Below are 19,359 nucleotides of genomic sequence, written 5' to 3'. Positions count from 1 at the left end.
GACGGCCTGCCGGGCGATCGCAGGCGCGGTGACGGACTTGCCCCTGACGCGCGGGGCAGGGGTTAGCGTCCCCGCACCGCGCGGCCGAACGGCCGCCGTGCCACCGCCCCGACGCACGCCCTGGAGTCCACTGATGCCGTCCTTCCCCGCCACCGTCCGCGAGGTCCGGCTCGTCGCCGAGTCCGCCGGTCTGCCCACCCCCGCGAGCTTCGCCCTGGTCGAGGGCCCGCTCGCCGCGCCGGGCCCGGACGAGGTGCTCGTCCGCAACCGGGCCTTCCTGGTCTTCCCCGGTCTGCGCACCCTGATCGGCGGCGACGTCGCCGACGCGCCCTTCACCATCCGCCCCGGCGACGTGCTGGCCGGGCCCGCCCTCGGCGAGGTGCTGGCCGCACCGGCCGGCGGACCGCTGCGGCCCGGCGACCTGGTCACCCACCTGCTCGGCTGGCGCGACCACGCGGTGGCCGAGGCCGCCGCGTTCACCCGGGTGGCCGACGGCTTCCCCGACCCGCTCGCCCTGCTCTCCCCCGGCCTCGCGGGCTACGGCGCGCTGACCCGGGCGGCGCGGGTCCGGGAGGGGGACGTCGTGCTGGTCACCGGCGCGGCGGGGGCGGTCGGCACGGTGTCCGGGCAGATGGCCCGGCTGCTCGGGGCGGCCCGGGTGATCGGCACCGCCGGCTCGGCCGCCAAGGCGCGGCGGCTGACCGAGGAGTTCGGCTACGACACCGTGCTGGTGCGCGGGGCGGGGCCGATCGCCGGGCAGCTCGCCGAGGCCGCCCCGGACGGCGTCGACGTGCTGCTGGACATGGTCGGCGGCGAGCAGCTGACGGCGGCCGTCGACGCCGCCCGTCCTGGCGCGCGGTTCGCGCTGATCGGGGCGCTGGCCGGGCAGATGGACCCGGCCCGGCGCGGCGCCGACGCGCCGGCCGTGGTGGACACCTTCCGGCTGCTCACCCGCAGCGTCACCGTGCACGGCGTCAGCGGGCAGCGGTACGCGGAGCTGGAGCCGGAGTGGCTCGAGCGGCTCGGCGGCTGGCTGCGCGCCGGCGAGCTGGCCGTCCCCCGGACGGTCCTGCCGGGCATCGGGCAGGCGCCCGGGGCGTTGTCCCGGCTGATCGACGGTGACGTCTTCGGCGCCATGGTCGTGGAGCTGTAGGCAGGGACGCTCGGGGAGGGGCGGATGACGGGACGGATGAGGATCGGGGACGCGGCGGCGGCGGCCGGCACCACACCGCGGGCGCTGCGCTTCTACGAGGAGCGCGGCCTGCTGCCGCCGCCCGTGCGCACCGCCGCCGGGCAGCGCGAGTACGGGCCGGACACGGTGACCAGGGTGCGGGTGATCCGGGCGCTGCTGGCCCTCGGCCTGACCGTCGAGGACCTCGCCAGCCGGGCGCACCGGCTGGACCTGCTCGCCGCGGACCCGCCGCGCAGCTGCGCGTCCGAGGGGGACTTCGGTCCGGACACCTTCGCCCCGGTGATCGAGCAGCGCCTCGCCGCCCTGGACACGGAGATCGCACGGCTGACCCGGCTGCGCGAGGCCCTGGCCCGGCACACGGGAACCGTCGAGCGGTAGCCGCCCACCACTTCCAGAGAGTTCTCTGCAGAGACCCCTATGCAGAGAACTCTCTGCATCTTACGATTCCGTCATGCCCACCGAGGAGAACCCCACGACGCCCGGCACGCCCGACCGGCCGATGCGCCGCCTGGACGCGCGCAGCCTGCGCGGGCTCGCGCACCCGCTGCGGATGAAGATCTTCGAACTGCTGAACCTCGACGGCCCGGCCACCGCCACCCGGCTCGCCGAGCGGCTCGGCGAGAACACCGGCACCGTCAGCTGGCACCTGCGCCACCTCGCCGAGCACGGGTTCATCGAGGAGGAGACCGGCCGCGGCACCAAGCGCGAGCGCTGGTGGCGGCGCGCTCCCGTCACCAACCAGCTCAACACCACCGACTTCCGGGACGACCCGGACTCCCGCGGCGCGGTCTCGCTCTACCTGCACGAACTCGTCGGCCAGTACTTCAACCGGATCAACACCTACATCACCGAGGACTGGCCTGACGAGTGGCGCAGCGCCGGCACCATCTCGGACTGGAGCCGGCTGCGGCTGACGCCGGCCCAGCTCCGGGCGCTCAACGACGAGCTGTTCGCCGTCGTCCAGCGCCATCGTCCGGACCCGGACGCCGAGCCGGACCCGACGGCGCTGCCGGTCGTCGTCCAGCTCCAGTCCTTCCCGCGCCGCCCGCAGCCCCCGGGCCCCGGCGAACCCGGAGGCACCGCGAGCGTCGTGAGCCGCGAGGACACCGCGAGCGCCGAGGACACCCGGGACGCCGAGGGCCGGGAAGGGGCCGCCGAATGAAGCGCGACGCCACCGCCCCCCGCAGCCTGCTGCGCCGCCACCGCGACTTCCGGCTGCTCTGGTGCGGCGAGACGGCCGGCAAGTTCGGCGCCTCCGTCACCGGCGTCGCCATGCCGCTGATCGCCGTCTCCGAACTGCACGCCTCCACCTTCGAGATCGGCCTGCTCAGCGCCGCCTCCTGGGCGCCCTGGCTGGTCATGGGCCTGCCCGCCGGCGTTTGGGTGGACCGCTTACGGCGCCGCCCGGTCATGCTGGCCGCCGCGGCCGTCTCGCTCGTCCTGTTCGCCGCCGTGCCCGTCGCCGGGTGGGCGGGCCGGCTCAGCGTCGGACTGCTGCTGGCCGTCGCGCTGCTCACCGGCACCGCGGCCGTCTTCTTCCAGACCGCCTACACCGCCTACCTGCCCGACCTGCTGTCCCCCGCCGACCAGCCCGAGGGCAACGCCAAGCTGCACGGCAGCGCCTCCGCCGCGCAGATCGCCGGCCTCGGCTCCGGCGGCCTGATCGCCCAACTCGCCGGCGCCGCCAACGGCATGTTCGCCAACGCCGCCACCTTCCTGGTCTCGCTGCTCTGCCTGGGCCGGATCCGACACCGTGAGACACCGCACGAGCCCGCCGCCGACCGCTCGCTGCGCCGCGAGGTCGGCGAGGGCCTGCGGCTGCTCACCGGGGACCCCTGGCTGCGCACCTTCGCCCTGTTCGCCGGCGCGTCCAACCTGGCGCTGATGGGCTACCAGTCGATCCAGGTCGCCTTCCTGGTCCGCGAGGTCGGCCTCGCACCGGGCACCGTCGGCGCCCTGATCGCGACGGTCAGCAGCGGCGGCGTGCTCGGTGCCTTCGTGGCCCGCCGGGTCTCCGCGCGGATCGGCACGGCGCGCGCGATGATCCTCTTCGAACTGGGCCTGTGCTCGTCCGCCCTGCTGATCCCGCTCACCGGTCCCGGCGCGGGCGTGCTCTGCTACGCCGTCGGCGGGTTCGGCATCTCGGTCGGCGTGGTGGCCGGGAACGTCATCAAGTCGGGCTTCCAGCAGCGCTACTGCCCGCCCGAGCTGCTCGGCCGGATCAGCGCCGGCGGGGCCGTGCTCAGCTACGGCACCATCCCGCTCGGCGCGCTGCTGGCCGGTGTCCTCGGCACCGTGCTCGGACTGCGCCCCGCGCTGTGGATCACCACCGCCGGAGTGCCGCTGGCGGCGCTCGTCCTGCTCCTCTCCCCCGTCGGCCGCACCCGTGACCTGCCCTCCACGCCCCGCCCGGCCGACGCCCCGTTCCCGGCCCCCGCAGCGGCCTCCGCCTGACGCGGCCCGGCAGCGTGTCGGCTCCCGGAACGCCCGCGCGTGCCGTGGCCGGGGCGGGGTGCGCGGGCGCCGTAGGTTGACGCCATGGCACAGGACACGCCGGCCGGCCGGCTCTCACCCCCGAAGTGGCTGACCGCCGGGATGCGGCCACAGCCGGCGCCCGTCCCGTGGGCGGCGGTGGCCCGGGCCGCCGTCGCCCTGGCGGCGCCGCTGGCCGTCGGGCTGGCGGCGGGCAGGCCCGCGTACGGGGCGCTGGCGTCGATGGGCGCGCTGTCCGCCGTCATCGGCGACACCGCCGACGCCTACCGGATGCGGGTGTTCAACATCGCCGTGCCGCAGCTGTTCGGCGCCGCCGGCATCGCCCTCGGCGCCCTGGTGTTCGGGCGCGACTGGACGGCCGTCGCCGTCCTCACGCTGGTCGCGCTGGTCTCCGGGATGATCTCCTCGATCGGCTCGGTCGCCTCCGTCTGCGGCCTGCTGCTCCTGCTCAACGCCGTCGTCGGCGCCGGCCTGCCGATGCCGCACCCGTGGTGGACGGCGCCGCTGCTGCTGCTCGCCGGCGGGGCCGTGGTGCTGCTGCTCACCCTGTTCGCCTGGCCGCTGCGCGGCGGCCTGCCGGAGCGGACGGCGGTGGCCGGCAGCTACCGGGCGGTCGCCGCCTTCGTCCGCGCCGCCGGCACCCCGGAGCACGACGAACGGCGCCTCGCCGTCACCCAGTCGCTGAACGCCTCGTACGACCTGCTGCTCGCCCACCGCACCCGCCGGCACGGCCGCTCGCCCGGACTGGCCCGGCTGATCGCCCGGCTCAACGCGCTGATACCGGTCGTCGAGGCGGCCTCCGCCGCCAAACTGCGCCCGGTCGCCCGGCTCGGCCCGCTGCCGGAGGCCTACCCGGCCGCCGTCCTGGCGCTCGCCGACGCCGTCGAACGCGGCCGGGCCGCCCCCGCACCGGGCGAGGACCCCGCCGCCTTCCTCACCCTGCCACCGCCCACCGGCCCCTCCGAACGGGCCCTGGACCAGGCCCTGCGGTACGCGGCGGCCGTCGACGCCGAGCCCGGGCGCGCCGACGCCGACCCCGACCGGCTCGGGCGCCCCGCCGCCCCCGGCGAGCGGGCCCGGCGCGCGACGCGGGCGGCGCTGCTGTCCGGCGCGTCCTGGCGCTACGGCCTGCGGCTGGCGCTGTGCATCGGGCTGGCCCAGGTGCTGGTCTCGGTGCTGCCGGTGCCCCGCTCGTACTGGGTCGCGCTGACCGTCACCTTCGTCCTGAAGCCGGACTTCGGCTCGGTGTTCTCGCGCGCCGTGCTGCGCGCCTTCGGCACCGCCCTCGGGCTGCTGATCGCCGTCCCGGTGCTCGCCGAGGTGCCGCGCGGCTGGTGGGACGTGCCGACCGTGGCGCTGCTGGCCACGCTGATCCCGGCGTTCTCCGCGAAGGGGTACGCGTTCCAGACGGCGGCCATCACCCCCGTCATCCTGCTGCTCTCCGACCTGCTCAACCACCAGGGCTTCGGGCTGGTACTGCCCCGGCTGTACGACTCACTGATCGGCTGCGCGATCGCCCTGGTGGCCGGCTACCTGTGCTGGCCGGAGTCCTGGCACACCCGGATCGGCGACCGGCTGGCCGACGCCGTCGCGGACGCCTCCGGGTACGTGGCGCTGGCCTTCGCCGCCGCCCCCGGCCGCGACCAGCCGTCCCGGCCGCGCCGGCGCCGGCGGCTCTACCGCGACCTCTCCGCGGTCCGCTCCGAGTTCCAGCGCGCGCTCACCGAGCCGCCGCCGACCGGCACCCGGGCGGCGGCGTGGTGGCCGCTGGTGATCGCGGTGGAGCGGGTGGTGGAGGCGACCACCGCCACCCGGGTGCGGGTCGAGCACGGGGTGCCGGCGCCGCCCCCGCAGGAGGTCGCCGCCATCGCCGCCAACCTCGCCGCGCTGGCCGAGGCGCTGCGGACCGGCACCCCGCTGCCGGCCCCGCCCGACGACGCGCCCGGCGCGCCCGGGGCACCCGCCGATGACGTTTCCGCCCCGCCCGCCGACGACGTGCTCGGCCCGCTGCGCCGCGAGGTCCGCGCGGCCTGCGCCATCGCCTCCCCGGTCCTCGGCTGACCGCCCGCCGGCGCGGTCAGTCCTGGATCCGCCGCCAGGGCCGGTCCGCCTCCAGCTCGAACGCGAGCTCCAGGAGCAGCCGTTCCTCGCCGTGGGCCGCCGACAGGTGGACGCCGATCGGCAGGCCGTCCGGGCTCGCGCCGGCCGGCAGGGCGATGGCGGGGCCGCCGGTGACGTTGTTGACCGGGGTGAACGCCACGTAGCGGGTGAGCCGCTCGATCAGTTCCTCGAACGGGACGTTCGGGCTCAGATGGCCGATCGGTGGCGCGACGTGCGCCAGCACCGGCGACAGGATCGCGTCCTGGCCGCGGAACAGCTCCGCGTACGTCCGCTCGGCCGCGCGCAGCCGCCGTACCACGCCCGGGACCCGGGCGAACTCGCGGTGGAAGAGCCGCCGCAGGCCGGTGGTCAGCCCGTCCAGCCGGGACGCCCGGAAACCGGGGTCGACGACCAGCCGGCCGGTGGCGGCGATCAGGAAGGCGATGTAGCCCCAGTAGAGGACGAAGTCGCGGGAGAACTCCTCCCCGAACGGCAGCCGCACCTCCGTCACCCGGTGGCCCAGCGCGGCGAGCCGGGCGGCCGTCTCCTCGACCACCGCCCGGGTCGGCGCGTCGGTGGCCGCCGTCGGGGAGTCCACCACCAGGCCGATCCGCAGCCGGCGCGTGCCGGGGCCCCGGACCAGGCCGAGCGGGGGCAGCGCGAGGTTGCGGTGGTGGCGTTCGGCGGCGGCGAAGAACGCGGCGGTGTCGCGCACGGAACGGGTCAGCACGCCGTCGGTGACCAGGTCGACGGGCAGCCGGCGGCCCTGGGCGTTGGGCACCATCCGGCCGCGGGTGGGCTTGAGGCCGACCAGTCCGCAGCAGGCGGCCGGGATCCGTATCGAGCCGCCGCCGTCGTTGGCGTGCGCGATCGGGACCACGCCGGCGGCGACCAGCGCCGCCGCGCCGCCCGAGGAGGCGCCCGGCGAGTGCGAGGTCCGCCAGGGGTTGCGGACGGGGCGGGCCGCGGCGAACTCGGTGGAGGCGTTGAGGCCGAACTCCGGCAGCCGGGTCTTGCCCAGGACGGACAGTCCGGTGCCGAGGAACTGCTCGGCGAAGCCGGCGGTGCGGCGGGCGGGCTTGGCGCGGAAGGCCGAACTGCCCTGGCCGGTGGGCATGCCGCGCAGGTCGGTGTTGTCCTTGAGGTAGCTGGGCACGCCGTACAGCGGCGCGTCCGCCCCCGCGCCGTGCACGCCGAACGGCCCGCCGCGCGCGGCGAAGGCGACCGGGGCGAGCACCGCGTCGACCCGTTCGGCCCGGGCCGCGGCCGCCGCCGCCAGCTCGGCGGGGCTCACCTCGCCGGCCCGCACCAGGGCGGCCAGGGCCACGGCGTCGTGCTCCCCCAGCGCGTCGTCCCCGTAGGCGTGCACCCGCTCGTCGGCCATCCGGACTCCCATCCCTGCCTGCTGCCGGTCGGTGACGGCACCCGCGGATACCTACCTACCCGTCGGTAATGCCGTGCGAGCTGAGCAGTCTAGGACGGGGCGGCCACCTGGAACACCCCGTGTGCCGGCTCGTTATACGCTGGCTGGACGAGGGTCGGCACGGTGGGCCGATGCCCCGGGGGCCGGCTTCCGACGCAGCAGAACCCGACCGAAGCCCGCGTCACCCCCGAAAGCTGGTCCGCATGATCGAGCTCGACTTCGACGCCGGCGGCTTCCGCCGCAACGGCGCGCCGCACCGCATCGTCTCCGGCTCCCTGCACTACTTCCGGGTCCACCCGGACCTGTGGGACGACCGGCTGGCCCGGCTGCGCGCTCTCGGCGTCAACACGGTGGACACCTACATCCCCTGGAACTTCCACGAACTGCCGGACGGTGAGGTGGACTTCACCGGCTGGCGGGACGTCGCCCGGTTCGTCCGGCTCGCCGAGCGGCACGGGCTGGACGTCATCCTGCGCCCCGGCCCGTACATCTGCGCCGAGTGGGAGTTCGGCGGCCTGCCGGCCCGGCTGCTGGCCGTGGACGGGATCCGGCTGCGCTGCTCCGACCCTGCCTTCCTCGCCGCGGTGGACGGCTGGTTCGACGCGCTGGTGCCGCAGCTGCTGCCGCTGCTGGGCAGCCGGGGCGGACCGGTGGTGGCCGTCCAGGTGGAGAACGAGTACGGGAGCTACGGCACCGACGCCGCCTACCTGGCGCACCTGCGCGACGGCCTGCTGGCGCGCGGGGTGGACTGCCTGCTGTTCACCGCCGACGGCTCCGAGGACTTCATGCAGCAGGGCGGCGCGATCCCCGGCCTGCTCGCGACCGCCACCTTCGGCTCCCGGGCCCCCGAGCGCTTCGAGGTGCTGCGCCGCCAACAGCCCGAAGGACCGCTGGCGGCCATGGAGTTCTGGATCGGCTGGTTCGACCGGACCGGCGATCCGCACCACGTCCGGGACGCCAAGGAGACCGCCGAGTCGCTGGACGAGCTGCTCGCCACCGGCGCCTCGGTGAACCTCTACATGGCGCACGGCGGTACCAACTTCGGCTTCTGGGCGGGTGCCAACCACTCCGGCACCGGCCCCGACACCGCCGGCTACGAGCCGACCGTCACCAGCTACGACTACGACGCGCCGATCGGCGAGGCGGGCGAGCTGACCGAGAAGTTCCACGCCCTGCGCGCCGTCATCGGCAGGTACGTCCCGCTGCCGGAGGGTGAACTTCCTCCCCGGCCACCCCGATTGGCGCCCCGCCGGCTCGACGGCGCGAGCGGCCGGGCCCGGCTGCTCGACTCCCTCGACGCCCTGTCCGCTCCGGTCCACCGCCCCACTCCCGAGCCGATGGAGCGCCTCGGCCAGTCCTTCGGCCTGATCCACTACCGCACCCGCGTCCCCGGTCCGCGCCCCGCACTCCCGCTGCGCGTCGACGGCATCGGCGACCGGGCGCAGGTGTTCGCCGACGGCCGCCCACTCGGCGTGCTGGACCGCAACGACCCGGGTGCGGCCCTCCCGCTGGCCACCGGTCCGGCCGGAGTCGCCCTGGACATCCTGGTCGAGGCCCTCGGCCGTACCAACTACGGCCCCCAGATAGACGACCGCAAGGGCATCCGGCGCGGTGTCTCGCACGAGCGCCAGCGCCTGCACGGCTGGGAGATCCGCCCGCTGCCGCTCACCGACCTCGGCCCGCTCGCCTTCCACGACGACGGCCCGGAGCCCGTCGACGGCGATCCGGTCTTCCACCGCTTCGAGACCGACCTCGACGCGGCCGACGACACCGGCGGCGCCACCGGCAACACCCCCGCCGACGCCTTCGTCGCCCTCCCGGGCTGGGGCCGCGGCCTGCTCTGGCTGAACGGCTTCCTGCTCGGCCGCTACACCGACGAGGGCCCGCAGCGCACCCTCTACGCCCCGGCGCCGCTCTGGCGGCCGGGCCGGAACACCCTCATCGTCCTCGAACTCGCCCACCACGGCGGCTCGTTGGAACTCCGCGACGAGCCCGACCTCGGCCCCACCACCCGCGCCCCCAGCGCCGACTACTGAGCCGAACACACCGGCGTCGCCCACCCGTCCGGGGCCGGAATAGTTCGGCCCCGGACGCAGTTGACGGTCCGGCAGACGGTGATCACGTTCACCGGGGAGCAGCGGACGAGGGGGAAGCATGGCAGCCGGAAGCACCGTGGGCGGAAGCGTCGCACCGGGGTTCGAGCGGGTGCGGGAGGAGTTCGCCGCGGTGGTGGCCGAGGAGCCGGCGGGCGGCGGCGCCCAGCTGGCGGTGCACCTGGACGGCCGCCGGGTGGTCGACCTCTGGGCCGGCGAGGGAGTGTCGGGCGATTCGCTGTTCGCGCTCTACTCCTCCGCGAAGGGGGCGGCGCACCTGGTGGTGGCGCTGCTGGTGCAGGAGGGCGTGCTCGCGCTGGACGAGGAGGTGTCCCGCCACTGGCCGGAGTTCGCGGCCGAGGGCAAGGGCGGGCTGACCCTGCGCCAGCTGCTGGAGCACCGCTCGGGGCTGATCGGCGTCGAGGGCGGTTTCACCCCGGAGGAGCTGGCGGACGACCGGCGGCTGGCCGAGCGGCTGGCCGCGCAGAAGCCCTACTGGGAGCCCGGCACGGCCTACGGCTACCACGCCTTCGTGATCGGCGCGCTGACCGGCGAGGTGGTCCGCCGGCGGACCGGTCGCACGATCCAGGAGCTGTTCGAGGAGCGGATCCGGGCGCCGTTCGGGCTCGACTTCTTCCTCGGTCTGCCGCAGCAGCTGGAGGCGCGCTACCTGCCGATCCTTCCGGCGGTCCCGGTGCCGGGGCGGCCGGCCGCGCCGCCGGCGCCGGACAGCCTGATGGCGGTCGCCTTCAACCTGAACGCCACCCCGCCCACCGACCTGGTGGAGTTCGCCAACCGCCGGTCGGTGCGGGCACAGGGCCCGGCCTCGACCGGCAGCGTGGGCAACGCCCGGGGCCTGGCGGCGATGTACGCGGCGGCGGCGCAGGAGTCGGACGGGCGGGCGCCGCTGCTGACCCCGGCCACGATCGCCGAGTTCGGGCGGGTCAGCACCCGGGGCACCGACGTGGTGACCGCCGAGGAGGACCACTTCGGCCTCGGCTTCGAGGCGCAGAGCGCGCGCTTCCCGTTCCTCGGGCCGGAGGCCTTCGGGCACAGCGGCGCGTCGGGTGCGCAGTCCTTCGCCGATCCGCGCAGTGGCGTCGCCTACGGCTACACCCGGCGCCGGTTCACCTCGCTGCCGCTGGGTCCGGAGAACCACCGGCTGGCCGAGGCCGCCGTCCGCGCCGCCGAGGCGGTGCGCAGGGCGGCCGGCTGACCGTCCGGCGGGCCTGACCCTCCCGCGAAATCGGGCCCGGGGAGCGGCGCGTGCGACGCGGCCGGTCCCCGGGCTCCACCGTGCCCGCGGCTACTCGACGGTGACGCTCTTGGCGAGGTTGCGGGGCTTGTCGACGTCGCGCTTCAGCGCGACCGCGGCGTGGTACGCGAGCAGCTGGAGCGGGATGTTGAGGAGCAGCGGGTCCAGTTCGGGCTCGCTCCTGGGGACCAGGATGCAGTGGTCGGCGAGCCTGGCCTCGGGGCGGCGGTGGGCGACGGCCAGGACGCGGCCCGAGCGGGCCTTGATCTCGCCGAGGGTGGTGAGGTTCTTGTCGAGCAGTTCGTCGTCCGGGACGAGGGCGACGGTGGGCAGCTCGGGGCTGATCAGGGCCAGCGGGCCGTGCTTCAGCTCGCTCGCCGGGTAGGCCTCGGCGTGCACGTAGGAGATCTCCTTGAGCTTCTGCGCGCCCTCGCGGGCGACGGGGTAGCCGCGCACCCGGCCGATGAACATCATCCCGGTGGAGTCGGCGTACTCGGCGGCGAGGCGGGCGATCTCGTCGCTCTGGGCGAGGACCTCGCGGATCTGGCCGGGCAGCGCCTTGAGGGCGGAGACGATCCGGCGGCCGTCGGCGGGCGAGAGGTCGTGGATCCGGCCGAAGTGCAGGGCGAGCAGCGCGAAGGCGACGACGGTGGAGGTGAAGGCCTTGGTGGAGGCGACCGAGATCTCCGGGCCGGCGTGCAGGTAGATGCCACCGTCGCACTCGCGGGCGATGGCGCTGCCGACCGTGTTGACGACGCCGAGCACCCGGCCGCCCTTGCGCTTGACCTCCTGCACGGCGGCGAGGGTGTCATAGGTCTCGCCGGACTGGCTGACCGCGATGTAGAGGGTGTCGGCCTCGATGACCGGGTTGCGGTAGCGGAACTCGGAGGCGGGTTCGCTGTGCGCGGGGATGCGGGCCAGCTCCTCTATCAGCTGGGCGCCCATCTCGCCGGCGTAGTAGGCGGAGCCGCAGCCGAGGATCTTGACCCGGCGGATCTCGCGCAGCTCGCGGGCGTCCAGGTTGAGGCCGCCGAGGTGGGCGGTGGCGAACCGCTCGTCGAGCCGGCCGCTGAGGGTGCGCTCGACCGAGCCGGGCTGCTCGTGGATCTCCTTGAGCAGGAAGTGCTCGTAGCCGCCGGTGTCGTAGGAGTCGATCTCCCAGTCGACGGTGGACGGCTGACGGTGGGTGGTGCGGGCGTCCTCGGTGAAGGTGCGGAAGCCGTCGGCGCGCACGGTGGCCAGCTCGCCGTCCTCCAGGTGGACGACCTGGCGGGTGTAGCGGACGAGCGCGGAGACGTCGGAGGCGACGAACATCTCCTTCTCGCCGATGCCGAGCACGATCGGGCTGCCGTTGCGGGCGACCACGATGCGGTCGGGCCGCTCGGCGTCGAGGACGGCGATGCCGTAGGTGCCGACGACCTTGGCGAGGGCGGCGCGCACGGCCTCCTCCAGCTCGACGCCCTCGGTGGCGTGGGCGGCGACGAGGTGGGCGAGCACCTCGGTGTCGGTCTCGGAGCGGAACACGGCGCCGTCGGCGGCGAGCCGCACCCGCAGCTCGTCGGCGTTCTCGACGATGCCGTTGTGGACGACGGCGATGCGCTCGGAGTTGTCCAGGTGCGGGTGGGCGTTGGCGTCGCTGGGGACGCCGTGGGTGGCCCAGCGGGTGTGGCCGATGCCGGTGGCGCCCTTGAAGCGGGCGGGGATGTCGGCGGCGAGGTCGGCGACCCGGCCCTTGACCTTGCGGACCTTGATGCCGCCGGTGCGTCCGGCGACGGCCACGCCGGCGGAGTCGTAGCCGCGGTACTCCAGCCGGGCGAGGCCCTCCAGCAGGAAGGGCGTCGCGTCCTTGGGGCCGATGTAGGCCACGATTCCGCACATGGTGGACTCCTGGGTCGGTGAGGTCGGTGAGGTCGGCGGGGTCGGCGGGGTCGGGGGCGGCCGGTCAGCCGTAGACGATGCGGCGCAGCTGCCGGGCCGAGAGGCCGGGCGCCGCGACCCGGCGGGCCGGCAGCTCCTCGGCGAGCCGGGCGAAGATCCGTTCGTTGGTCAGGCCGCGTGCCTGGAGTTCGCCGTGGCGGCGCCGGACGTACTCCTCGGTGGTCTCGGAGAAGTACGCCAGCACCTCGGCCACCACCCGCGCCGCCTCCCGGGGCCCGAGCGGGCTGGTCCGGGTGAGGTGGGCGAGCAGGTCTTCATGAGGGTGCGAGGGACCTGGCGAGCTGGACACGAGTGGGGAGCCTAGGCGTTCCCCCGTCGAAAGATCAAAGATCCTGCCCGAAATCGGGCAGGATCTGGCCGTGTTCGATTTGTGAACGGGGGTCTTGTAGCCGACACGAGTGACCACGTAGCGTGATGACTTGCTCACACACCGGGGGGCCGGGGGAGGAAAGGGAGCGTCGGAAGAGTGTCGGAAGAACGGGAGGCCTGCTGATGTGCGGGATCACCGGATGGGTCGCCTACGACCGTGACCTGACCCTGGAACATGCGGTGCTCGACGCCATGACGGGCACCCAGCTCTGCCGCGGCCCGGACGCCGGCGGCGTCCACCTGGAACGGCACGCCGCGCTGGGCCACCGGCGCCTCGCCGTGCTCGACCTGGCGGGCGGAGTCCAGCCGATGACGGCCGAGCACGACGGCCGGCTGCTGGCCGCCCTCAGCTACAGCGGGGAGGTGTACAACCACCGCGAGCTGCGCGCCGAACTGGAGGCCGCCGGGCACCGCTTCCGCACCCGCAGCGACACCGAGGTGGTGCTGCGCGCCTACCTGGAGTGGGGCGAACACCTGGCCGAACGACTCAACGGCATGTTCGCCTTCGCGGTCTGGGACGCCCGCACCGAGGAGCTGCTGCTGGTCCGCGACCGGATGGGCGTCAAACCACTGCACTACCACCCGGTGCCGGACGGCGTGGTCTTCGGCTCCGAGCCGAAGGCGCTGCTCGCCCACCCCGCGGTGCGCCCGGTGGTCGACCTGGACGGGCTGCGCGAACTGCTCACCCTGGCCCGCACCCCGGGGGTCACCCCGTACCGGGGCATCGTCGAGGTGCGTCCCGGCCATGTGGTCCGGGTGCGGCGCCAGGGCATCACGGTCCGGCGCTACTGGTCGCTGGAGGCCCGCGAGCACACCCAGGACCTGCCCACCACGATCGGCACCGTGCGGGCGCTGCTGGAGGACATCGTCCACCGCCAGCTGGAGTCGGACGTGCCGCTCTGCTCGCTGCTCTCCGGCGGCCTGGACTCCAGCGCGGTCACCGCCCTGGCCGCCCTCACCCTGCGCGCCGCCGGCGCCGGTCCGGTGCGCTCCTTCGCGGTCGACTTCACCGGCCAGTCCGAGCACTTCGCCCCGGACGCCGTGCGCACCACCCTGGACGGCCCGTACGCGGAGCTGCTCGCCCGGCACGTGGGCGCCGACCACCGGGTGATCGAGCTGGACACCGCCGCCCTCGGCGCCCCGGCCCAGCGGCTCGCCACCCTGCGCGCCCGCGACCTGCCGGGCGGCGTCGGCGACATGGACGCCTCGCTGCTGCTGCTCTTCCGCGGGGTGCGCGAGCGCTCCACGGTGGCGCTGTCCGGCGAGTCGGCGGACGAGCTGTTCGGCGGCTACCGCTGGTTCCACGACCCGCGGCTGGTGCACGCCGACGACTTCCCGTGGGCGGCCGTGCTCAGCAGCCTCGGCGGCACCGGCAGCGGACCGCGCGAGCAGTTGCTGGACCGCGAGCTGCTCCGCAAGCTCGACCTGGACGGCTACCGGCGGGCCCGGTACCGCGAGGCGCTCGCCGAGGTCCCGCACCTGCCGGACGCCGACCCGTTCGAACGGCGGATGCGGGAGGTGTCGTACCTCAACCTGACCCGCTTCGCCTGCATCCTGCTGGACCGCAAGGACCGGATGAGCATGGCGACGGGACTGGAGGTGCGGGTGCCGTTCTGCGACCACCGGCTGGTGCAGTACGTCTTCAACACGCCATGGGCGATGAAGCACTTCGACGGCCGGGAGAAGAGCCTGCTGCGGGCCGCGGTGCGGGACGTGCTGCCGGCCGAGATCGCCGACCGGATGAAGAGCCCCTACCCGATCGTGCAGGACCCGCGCTATCCGCAGCTGCTGCGCGCGGAGCTCGCCGCGCTGGCCGCCGATCCGGCCTCCCCCGCCCTCGCGCTGCTGGACCGCCGGGCGCTGTCCGACGCGCTCGCGCCGGACACCGACCCGCAGACGGTCCGGCTGGCGACCGATCTGGCCCTGGACCTCGACGCCTGGCTGACGGAATATCAGGTGTCGCTGGAGCTCTGAGCGAACTCCGGACGACCCGGGACGACCCCGGGCGAACCCGGACGGCCCGCCCCCGGGCGGCGCGCACACCGCGCCGCCCGGGACCCGACGGCCCGCCAGGGCCCGTCCCGTGAACAGCCGCCAACCCGCGTCGTTGACCCGGCAGGAGGTGCGGTAGCGTCGCCGACACCTCCCGAATGGCGGTCGATAACGCGGAATCCGAAGCCCGTGCCGTCAGGATGGGGAGAGTCCCGTCCGTCTCGATCCGCCGGGGGATCTCCGTCATGCAACCGCGAGCCTTCGCGATCCTCACCGCCCTGCTGCTCGGGGTGCTCGGCCTGGGGTCGGTGGCCGTCACCGACTGGACGCCCGAGCCGGTCACCGCCGCGGTGGCCGAGCAGCCGGCCGCCCCCGGGGCCGGCACCGCGCAGCCGGCCGGCGGAGCCACCGCCGTCGGCGCCACGGCGACCGGGGACCCGGCGGTGTGGACCCGCTCGACGCTGCGCAACAAGCTGATGGCCGAGATGGACGCCAGCGACCCCGGCGTCGCGCTGGCCGACCTCGACCGGATCACCAAGCAGCTGCCCTACACCGTCCGGTTCTGCCACCCGATCGCCCACGAGCTCGGGCACGCGGCCGTCAAGCGGTTCAACGCCGACTTCCAGAAGGTCATCTCCTACCCGCACGAGACCTGCGCGGCCGGCTACCTGCACGGCGCCGTCGAGGAGATGCTCAACGCCTCCCCCCAGCCCGAGACCGACCTGGTCAAACTGTGCGCGCCCAAGAACAGCGGCCCCTGCATCCACGGCGTCGGCCACGGCACGATGTTCGTCGCCAAGCAGGACGTCGCCAAGGCCCGCGAGCTGTGCAACAAGTTCACCACCGACCAGAACCGGATCCGCTGCTCCGAGGGCCTGTTCATGCAGCTCTTCGGCCCCGACGAGGAGGACGAGAAGGCGAAGGCCAACCTCCCCGCCGACAAGCTCGCCCAGGACCCGCTCTACCCGTGCAAGGACCAGCCGTCGCTGTTCCAGTCCGCCTGCTACTTCTACGCGCCCACCTTCTACCTCTCCTCGCACGACTACCCGAACCACCCCGAGGTGTACGCCGAGGCCCTGAAGTGGTGCCTCAACGGCAAGGCCTCCGGCGGGGCGGTGGACTGCAGCCGGGGCGTGGGCTCGCGCACCATGAAGTACAACCTGGACCGTGAGGACTGGGCCGCCCAGCAGTGCGCGACCGCCGCGGACGGCTGGCAGCGCAAGGCCTGCGCGGAGGGCCTGGTCAGCTACTACACGGTCAACTACACCGACGCGGGGGCGGCCGGCCGGCTCTGCGCCAAGTTCACCGACAAGGAGATGCAGGGCTACTGCCGCTCGGCGAGCGGGCTCTCCGCCTCGCTCGACTGACCGCCGCCCGTCCTGCCTTTCGGGCCCGCGCCGCACGGCGCGGGCCCGTTTCCGTAGGATCACGGGGATTCGGGTGCGCCGAGGACGCCGCGCCACCAGGCCCGCACCACCCCCGGAGCCGCACATGACCTCCGACGCCCCCCGCACCGACGCCGCCGACACCGCCGACGACTTCCGCGCCGCCGCGCACACCGCCGCCGACCTGGCCGCCGACCACCTCGCCGGGCTGGCCGCCCGCCCGGTCTGGCAGCCGATGGACGACGCCGCCCGCCGCGCCCTGCTGGACGCCCCGCTGCCCGCGGCCGGCCGCCCGCTCGCCGAGCTGCTGGAGACCGTCGGCCGCGACGTGCTGCCGTACCCGATGGGCAACGGCCACCCCCGGTTCTTCGGCTGGGTGAACTCCGCCCCCGCCCCGGCGGGCGTGCTCGCCACCCTGGCCGCCGCCGCGATGAACCCCAGCTCGGCCGGCGGCGACCACGCCGACGTCCACCTGGAGCGGGCCGTGGTCCGCTGGATCGCCGAGCTGGTCGGCTTCCCGCACCCGCCCGGCGGCGGACTCCTCACCTCCGGCACCTCGATGGCGACCATCGTCTGCCTCGCCGCCGCCCGCGACCGGGCCGCGCGCGCCGGCGGGTGGGACGTCCGCGAGGACGGCCTGGCCGGGATGCCGCCGCTGGTCGGCTACGTCACCGGCGAGACCCACTCCTGCGTGCGCAAGGCCGCCGAGCTGCTGGGCCTCGGCAGCCGCCACCTGCGCACCGTGGCCACCGGCCCGGACGGCCGCCTCGACCCGGCCGACCTGCGCGCCGCCGTCGCCCGCGACCGGGCCGACGGACTGCTGCCCTTCCTGGTGGTCGCCTCGGCCGGCACCGTCGGCACCGGCGCGGTGGACGCCTTCCACCCGCTCGCCGACCTCTGCGCCGAGGAGCGCCTGTGGCTGCACGTGGACGGCGCCTACGGCGCGTTCGGCGTGCTCGACCCGGTGATCGCGCACCGCTACGCCGGGCTGGAGCGGGCCGACTCGCTCGCCCTCGACCCGCACAAGTGGCTCGGCGTCCCGGTCGACTGCGGCTGCGCGCTGGTCCGCGACCCCGAGGGGCTGCGCGCCGCCTTCAGCCTCGTCCCCTCCTACCTGCGCGACGAGACGGCCGGCGAGCTCGGCTGGTTCTCCGAGTACGGCACCGAGCAGACCCGCCCGTTCCGCGCCCTCAAGGTGTGGGCCACCATCGCCCACCGCGGCCGCGACGGCCTCGCCCGGGACGTCGCCCGTACCACCGCCCTCGCCCGCCGGCTCGGCGAACTCGTCTCCGCCGACCCCGATCTGGAGCTGCTCGCCGAGGTGCAGACCTCCATCGTCGCGTTCCGCCTCCGCCCGCCCGGCCTGACCGAGGCCGACCTGGACGCGCTCAACCGCGAGCTGCCCGCCGCCGTCCAGCGCCGCGGCCGCGCCTTCGTCACCGGCGCCCGGCTGGCCGGCCGCGAGATCCTGCGCGCCTGCCTGCTCAACCCGGCCACCACCGAAACGGACCTGCTGATCCTGCTCGACGAAGTGAAGGCTTCCGGTCGTGGGCCGGGCGATGCACGGCACCATTAACCGTCAGGTCACGGGGGATTCGTGATCGTGAAACACCGAAGCGGCAGATTGATGGCATGGAGCACCTGGAGAAGCCGAAGCCCGAGAACGTCCAGTCCCCGAACCCCTCCCGTGCCCAGCGCCGCGGCGGCCGTACCCACCGGTGGCGGCGCGACGCGGTGGAGCTCGCCGCCGTCTTCGTCTCGGTGACCACCGCCGACCTGGTGGCCAAGCTCGTGGTGCACGGGCCCGACGGACCGGTGGTGCTGGCCGCGTCCGCCACCGCCCTGCTCGCCACGGCGCTGTTCCACACCTGGTGGTCGCACCACCACCGGCTGCACGGACCGCCCGCACCGGACGCGCCCGCGCCACCGGCCGGGCCGGCCGTGCAGGTCGCGCCGGCCGCACAGGCCTCGCAGGCCTCGCAGGCCGAGCCGTTGAAGGGGCCGCTGCACGACTTCGAGGAGACCGCGCTGTGGCGGCTGCGCACCACGGTGCGGGACTCCCCCGGCAGCCTGGCCCGGATCTGCGCGGCCTTCGCGGCGCGGCAGGTGAACATCGTCTCGATGCAGTCCCACCCGCTGCCGTCCGGCGCGGTGGACGAGTTCTTCGTGCGCGCCCCGCGCTCGCTGGCCCGGGCCGACCTGGCCGCGCTGGTCGCCGGGGCCGGCGGCGACGACATCTGGACCGGCCCGGCCGACGCCCACGACCTGGTGGACCTGCCGACCCACGTCCTGGGGCTGGCCACCCGGACCGCGCTGGACGCCGCCGAGCTGCCGATCGCGCTGCGCCGGCTGTTCGGGCAGTGCGGCATCCGGCAGTACCCGGGCGCCGCCGCGCGGGCCGCCGCCGGGGTGGACGGGCACGTGATGCGGCTGCCGGTGCCCTCCGGGGACCTCGTCGAGCTCACCCGCCCGCAGCTGCCGTTCACCCCGACCGAGTTCGCCCGGGCGCAGGCGCTGGTCGAGCTGGACGCCCTGCTCGGGCCCCGGGTGCCGGACGTCCGGGCCCGGCTGAGCCTGCCGGCCGGCGCCGACCTGACCGTGCGGCGCGCCGACGCGGCGGACAAGGAGGCGGCGCTGGCGATGCACCACCGCTGCTCCCCCGACACGCTGCGCAAGCGCTACCACGGACCGGTCCGGGACGCCGACCGCTACCTGGACCACCTGCTGGACGCCCGGCACGGCCAGACCCTGGCGGTGGAGACGGCCGACGGTCGGATCGTCGCCCTCGGACACCTGATGTGGGACGACGAGGGCGCCGAGGTGGCGGTGCTGGTCGAGGACGCCTGGCAGCGGCGCGGGCTGGGCCTGGACCTGATGCGGCGGATGTCCGCGCTGGCCCTGGAGGCCGGGGTGGACACGGTGTACGCGGTCACCCAGTCCTCCAACTCCGGGCTGATCGCCACCATGCGGCGGCTGGCGGCGCCGCTGGACCACCAGGTGGAGGACGGGACCCTGGTCATCACCGCGCACCTGGCGGAGGCGGCCGAGGAGCTCCCGGTGCCCTGGCAGACCCGCCCGGGCCGGTAATCATCTGGTCATTTCTTCACCACACCCTCACC

14 protein-coding genes are annotated in these 19,359 nt (G+C 75.1%); 11 read left to right on the top strand and 3 right to left on the bottom strand.

The features are described 5' to 3' along the window. The first annotated feature begins 133 nt into the window (after positions 1–133). The 5 genes from ACFU9E_RS25605 to ACFU9E_RS25585 all read left to right on the top strand — a co-directional run bounded on the left by ACFU9E_RS25605 (position 134) and on the right by ACFU9E_RS25585 (position 5,746). Positions 134–1,153, top strand: a complete 1,020-nt coding sequence (locus ACFU9E_RS25605) for an MDR family NADP-dependent oxidoreductase (protein ID WP_380682933.1) — start codon at positions 134–136, stop codon at positions 1,151–1,153. Positions 1,154–1,189: 36 nt separating this feature from the next. Beyond that, a complete protein-coding gene (locus tag ACFU9E_RS25600) occupies positions 1,190–1,570 on the top strand; it encodes a MerR family transcriptional regulator (protein WP_380682938.1) in 381 nt (126 codons plus the stop codon). Between the two features lie 73 nt (positions 1,571–1,643). After that, positions 1,644–2,354, top strand: coding sequence for an ArsR/SmtB family transcription factor (locus ACFU9E_RS25595; protein WP_380682932.1), 711 nt, complete (start codon positions 1,644–1,646; stop codon positions 2,352–2,354). Next, entirely contained in the window at positions 2,351–3,646 is a 1,296-nt protein-coding gene (locus ACFU9E_RS25590; RefSeq protein WP_380682931.1) for an MFS transporter, read from the top strand. The genes ACFU9E_RS25595 and ACFU9E_RS25590 overlap by 4 nt, the downstream gene beginning before the upstream one ends. Before the next feature lie 84 nt (positions 3,647–3,730). Continuing rightward, positions 3,731–5,746 (top strand): FUSC family protein, encoded by a 2,016-nt coding sequence (locus ACFU9E_RS25585; protein WP_380682930.1) that lies wholly within the window; start codon positions 3,731–3,733, stop codon positions 5,744–5,746. 16 nt (positions 5,747–5,762) lie between these two features. On the opposite strand, the gene ACFU9E_RS25580 is transcribed toward ACFU9E_RS25585, so the two are convergent. Further along, the gene (locus ACFU9E_RS25580; RefSeq protein ID WP_380682929.1) at positions 5,763–7,169 is read right to left on the bottom strand and encodes an amidase; all 1,407 of its coding nucleotides are present in this window, start codon (positions 7,167–7,169) and stop codon (positions 5,763–5,765) included. Positions 7,170–7,411: 242 nt separating this feature from the next. Here ACFU9E_RS25580 and ACFU9E_RS25575 point away from each other — a divergent pair, with 242 nt between their 5' ends. Next, complete coding sequence (locus ACFU9E_RS25575) at positions 7,412–9,244, top strand: beta-galactosidase family protein (protein ID WP_380682928.1); 1,833 nt, start codon at positions 7,412–7,414, stop codon at positions 9,242–9,244. A 118-nt stretch (positions 9,245–9,362) separates the two neighbouring features. Then, complete coding sequence (locus ACFU9E_RS25570) at positions 9,363–10,517, top strand: serine hydrolase domain-containing protein (RefSeq protein ID WP_380682927.1); 1,155 nt, start codon at positions 9,363–9,365, stop codon at positions 10,515–10,517. Positions 10,518–10,607: 90 nt separating this feature from the next. Here the strand turns inward: ACFU9E_RS25570 and glmS are convergent, their stop codons facing one another. Next, a complete protein-coding gene (glmS, locus tag ACFU9E_RS25565) occupies positions 10,608–12,434 on the bottom strand; it encodes a glutamine--fructose-6-phosphate transaminase (isomerizing) (RefSeq protein ID WP_380682926.1) in 1,827 nt (608 codons plus the stop codon). Positions 12,435–12,498: 64 nt separating this feature from the next. Then, entirely contained in the window at positions 12,499–12,783 is a 285-nt protein-coding gene (locus tag ACFU9E_RS25560) for a hypothetical protein (RefSeq protein WP_327683601.1), read from the bottom strand. Between the two features lie 203 nt (positions 12,784–12,986). On the opposite strand from ACFU9E_RS25560, the gene asnB reads away from it, so the two are divergent. The 4 genes from asnB (at position 12,987) to ACFU9E_RS25540 (ending at position 19,327) form a co-directional block, all read left to right on the top strand. Further along, entirely contained in the window at positions 12,987–14,837 is a 1,851-nt protein-coding gene (asnB, locus tag ACFU9E_RS25555; RefSeq protein ID WP_380682925.1) for an asparagine synthase (glutamine-hydrolyzing), read from the top strand. A 263-nt stretch (positions 14,838–15,100) separates the two neighbouring features. Then, positions 15,101–16,222 carry a hypothetical protein gene (locus tag ACFU9E_RS25550; protein WP_380684609.1) on the top strand — a complete coding sequence of 374 codons (1,122 nt, stop codon included), beginning with the start codon at positions 15,101–15,103 and terminating at the stop codon, positions 16,220–16,222. A gap of 124 nt (positions 16,223–16,346) precedes the next feature. Next, positions 16,347–17,816, top strand: coding sequence for a pyridoxal phosphate-dependent decarboxylase family protein (locus ACFU9E_RS25545; RefSeq protein ID WP_380684608.1), 1,470 nt, complete (start codon positions 16,347–16,349; stop codon positions 17,814–17,816). Positions 17,817–17,872: 56 nt separating this feature from the next. Beyond that, positions 17,873–19,327 carry a GNAT family N-acetyltransferase gene (locus ACFU9E_RS25540; protein ID WP_380684607.1) on the top strand — a complete coding sequence of 485 codons (1,455 nt, stop codon included), beginning with the start codon at positions 17,873–17,875 and terminating at the stop codon, positions 19,325–19,327. Positions 19,328–19,359: the final 32 nt, after the last annotated feature.

This window comes from Kitasatospora sp. NPDC057595 (assembly GCF_042800875.1).
In the GTDB taxonomy this organism is placed as follows: domain Bacteria; phylum Actinomycetota; class Actinomycetes; order Streptomycetales; family Streptomycetaceae; genus Kitasatospora.
The sequence above is the reverse complement of the archived record's forward strand: the minus strand, read 5'-3'. Positions and strand labels throughout refer to the sequence as shown.

Coding starts and splice junctions, on each gene's coding strand:
- ACFU9E_RS25605 (WP_380682933.1), top strand. CDS start 134: ATGCCGTCCTTCCCCGCCACCGTCCGCGAGGTCCGGCTCGTCGCCGAG.
- ACFU9E_RS25600 (WP_380682938.1), top strand. CDS start 1,190: ATGAGGATCGGGGACGCGGCGGCGGCGGCCGGCACCACACCGCGGGCG.
- ACFU9E_RS25595 (WP_380682932.1), top strand. CDS start 1,644: ATGCCCACCGAGGAGAACCCCACGACGCCCGGCACGCCCGACCGGCCG.
- ACFU9E_RS25590 (WP_380682931.1), top strand. CDS start 2,351: ATGAAGCGCGACGCCACCGCCCCCCGCAGCCTGCTGCGCCGCCACCGC.
- ACFU9E_RS25585 (WP_380682930.1), top strand. CDS start 3,731: ATGGCACAGGACACGCCGGCCGGCCGGCTCTCACCCCCGAAGTGGCTG.
- ACFU9E_RS25580 (WP_380682929.1), bottom strand. CDS start 7,169: ATGGCCGACGAGCGGGTGCACGCCTACGGGGACGACGCGCTGGGGGAG.
- ACFU9E_RS25575 (WP_380682928.1), top strand. CDS start 7,412: ATGATCGAGCTCGACTTCGACGCCGGCGGCTTCCGCCGCAACGGCGCG.
- ACFU9E_RS25570 (WP_380682927.1), top strand. CDS start 9,363: ATGGCAGCCGGAAGCACCGTGGGCGGAAGCGTCGCACCGGGGTTCGAG.
- glmS (WP_380682926.1), bottom strand. CDS start 12,434: ATGTGCGGAATCGTGGCCTACATCGGCCCCAAGGACGCGACGCCCTTC.
- asnB (WP_380682925.1), top strand. CDS start 12,987: ATGTGCGGGATCACCGGATGGGTCGCCTACGACCGTGACCTGACCCTG.
- ACFU9E_RS25550 (WP_380684609.1), top strand. CDS start 15,101: ATGCAACCGCGAGCCTTCGCGATCCTCACCGCCCTGCTGCTCGGGGTG.
- ACFU9E_RS25545 (WP_380684608.1), top strand. CDS start 16,347: ATGACCTCCGACGCCCCCCGCACCGACGCCGCCGACACCGCCGACGAC.
- ACFU9E_RS25540 (WP_380684607.1), top strand. CDS start 17,873: ATGGAGCACCTGGAGAAGCCGAAGCCCGAGAACGTCCAGTCCCCGAAC.